Origin of the sequence: Prevotella sp. MGM1 (assembly GCF_002933775.1) — a bacterium.
Classification (GTDB): Bacteria; Bacteroidota; Bacteroidia; order Bacteroidales; family Bacteroidaceae; genus Prevotella.
In genome coordinates this window covers 1-2,557 of record NZ_BEWV01000192.1, presented here as the reverse complement: position 1 = coordinate 2,557, position 2,557 = coordinate 1, and the positions used below count along the sequence as shown (strand labels likewise).

Sequence of the window (2,557 nt, the reverse complement as noted above, 5' to 3'; positions counted from 1 at the left end):
AAGGACTTGAACGGATTGGTTACATCTAATTATTGAGAAGTATGGAAGACTTTAATATAAGAATTGGATTGCTCTGTATAACATTGTCAATACTGCTTTCGGCGAAGTCTCACGCTTATGTCATCCCGAAAGACCTGCCGACCATTGAAGCCCTGATAGCCCTTCACAAAGCCGTGAAGAAAGATGAAGACCAGGCATTGAAACGGGTGGCCACCAGCTTCGGGGAGCAGTCGCTTGTAGCCAAGGGAGCCATCAAGTTCAATGATGTACGGACAACACTCGATACCAAGTTGGGCAATGCCCATTCGTACCTTGTACTGGCAGGTGCCATATCAAGCACCGCCAACTCCCTCTATCAGTTGGTCAAAGAGTACAAGGACTTTACGAGCAATACCTTCAAGTATGTCTCGAAGAAGCCTTTTGTCGGCTGGTACTATGCGGATGCCAATGTAGCCATATCAAGGGAGATAAGCCATTGCTACAAGCTCTATGCTTCCGTGGCAGCTTCGGGTATCAACCTGATGAAGGCAAGCATGGACGAAAAACTGAATCTGGTAATGACCCTCAAAACCTCCATTGACAGGGCACGGTACATCATTGACAACGCCAATCTGTACTGCTTCCTGATAACGGATTGCGGTTGGAAGCCGGATTATATCTGGGAGATTTTGAACTCCAATGTCAAGGATGAGATAGCGAATAAAGTAATCAATAAATGGAATCAAGGATATGCAGGTTAGAAACATCATACTCGGTTTAATCACATTTATGGCATTGGGCACTCCAATTACAATGTCAGCCCAACGCCCGACCCGTGACAAGGAGAAAGAAAAACAATGGAAGTCCATGGAAAACGGGCCTTGGGACTTTGCTCCCGATTGGTACTATTACTTCTTGCACAACAAGTATTCCGGTGCGGAAATGTATTGGAAGTGGGCAGGCTTCAAGTCCGGCTTCCGGGTTCGCTTCAAGGAAAAGGACTCCGATGTAAAACGTATCATGCCTACCCGTGTGACGGCGGAAGAGACCCAGAGGCAGAAAGTGAAGAAGGTGGAAACGGAGCGCAAGTACATCGAGGAACTATACAAGGAAGAGCTGGTTCGAGAGGCTGACAGGTCGGTTGATCTGACATACGCCACCTACAAGGACGAGTTTGACCGTATGCAGAAGTGTATCACTGACGGACTGCTCTACTGCATGAAGAAGAGTGACGGCAAACTCAAATACCAGGTGGACGAGTTGAGCCGGCAGAACGAGATTCTTTGTTCCGGCATCGCCTATATCCATAAGACAGGTGTCGGCTACGGACTGGAGAATGCCAAACGGCAACAGGCATACGAGGAAGCCAAAACGAAGATGCAGGAACTGGTCAACCAGACTGCCCATTTGTGCGTAGTGGCAGCAACGCATTATTAAACTGTAAAATTAGAATAACAATGAATGTATTATCAATTTTCCTGACCATAGGCTTGCCCGCCATTGACGAGAGTCTGGACAAACTCTTGGTTGCCATGGAAACCTTCCCGAATGTGGCGGTATTGGGTGACGCGGTCGGACTGGCACGTGTCATCGGATTGCTGCTTGCCCTTTGTGTCGGCTCATACGAATGTTGGATGATGATACTCGGACGGCGCGGTATGGATGTGATGAAGCTCCTGCGCATTGTCGGTATCTCCATCTGTATCTCTTCCTCGTCATGGATCTGTTCCGCATTGCAAGTACCGGGCAAGGGATTGGAGTCAGCCACCAAAGCGATGGCACACTCCAAAAACAAAGAGGTGGCCGCTTTCGAGCTAAAGGTAGCACAAAAGCAGAGTGAATACTTGGACCGGCTGAGAGCCGTTCAGGATTCCATCGCGACCGCCAAACAGGTGGCAGCCATCGGTGAGGATGCGGCTTGGTGGGACAAACTTATCTACAATGTGGAGAACTTGGGCAGTACCATCAACAACTATGCCCAACGTGCAGCCGTGGCTGCCGAGACCAAGGTCAGCGAGTGGATCAACGATGTCATACGCTTCATCGGTGAACTGATATTCCAGATGTCCTATTACGGCATATTAGTGGCGCAACGGATATTCATCGCCATTATGATGATATTCTGCCCGATCATGTTCGCGCTATCGCTTGCTCCACCTTGGAGTTCGGCATGGAGCCAATGGATGTCAAAGTTCCTTTCCCTCTCGTTATGGGGCTTCGTTACCTATATGTGCCTTTACTACATTGACTTCATCCTGCTCTATAACCTTCAGCAAGACATGGTAGCCTACAACCACCTCCTGCACGGTTCTGTCAATACGTGGGAACAGATTGGCGCATTGGGATTGCAGGGCATCGGCTCTAACTGCATGTATGCGATGGGTATGCTGGTGGGTGCCTACATCATCCGCTTCGTTCCCGAAGTGGCCTCTTGGCTGATACCCGGTGGCGTAAGTTCGAGTGCGGCTTCTGCGGCAGGTTCTACTGTTACAGGTATGGCTGCTACGGCTGGTTCTATCGCCGGAGGAGCGGTCGGTGCAACGGCAGGTGCGGCAGGCTCGGTAATTAAATCCAAGTG

General features: G+C 49.6%; 3 protein-coding genes. All 3 read left to right on the top strand.

The window, feature by feature from the left end:
• Positions 1–41: 41 nt before the first annotated feature.
• Positions 42–740: a hypothetical protein gene (locus MoGM_RS07340; RefSeq protein ID WP_104369439.1), complete on the top strand. Its 699-nt coding sequence runs from the start codon at positions 42–44 to the stop codon at positions 738–740.
• Between the two features lie 28 nt (positions 741–768).
• Positions 769–1,416: a DUF5045 domain-containing protein gene (locus MoGM_RS07335; protein ID WP_223301242.1), complete on the top strand. Its 648-nt coding sequence runs from the start codon at positions 769–771 to the stop codon at positions 1,414–1,416.
• A gap of 20 nt (positions 1,417–1,436) precedes the next feature.
• On the top strand, positions 1,437–2,557 hold a 1,121-nt coding region (locus MoGM_RS07330), incomplete at its 3' end, for a hypothetical protein (RefSeq protein WP_016212931.1).

What these genes read in the sequence shown, in the direction of transcription:
- MoGM_RS07335 (WP_223301242.1), top strand. Translation starts at nt 769, where the DNA reads ATGGCATTGGGCACTCCAATTACAATGTCAGCCCAACGCCCGACCCGT.
- MoGM_RS07340 (WP_104369439.1), top strand. Translation starts at nt 42, where the DNA reads ATGGAAGACTTTAATATAAGAATTGGATTGCTCTGTATAACATTGTCA.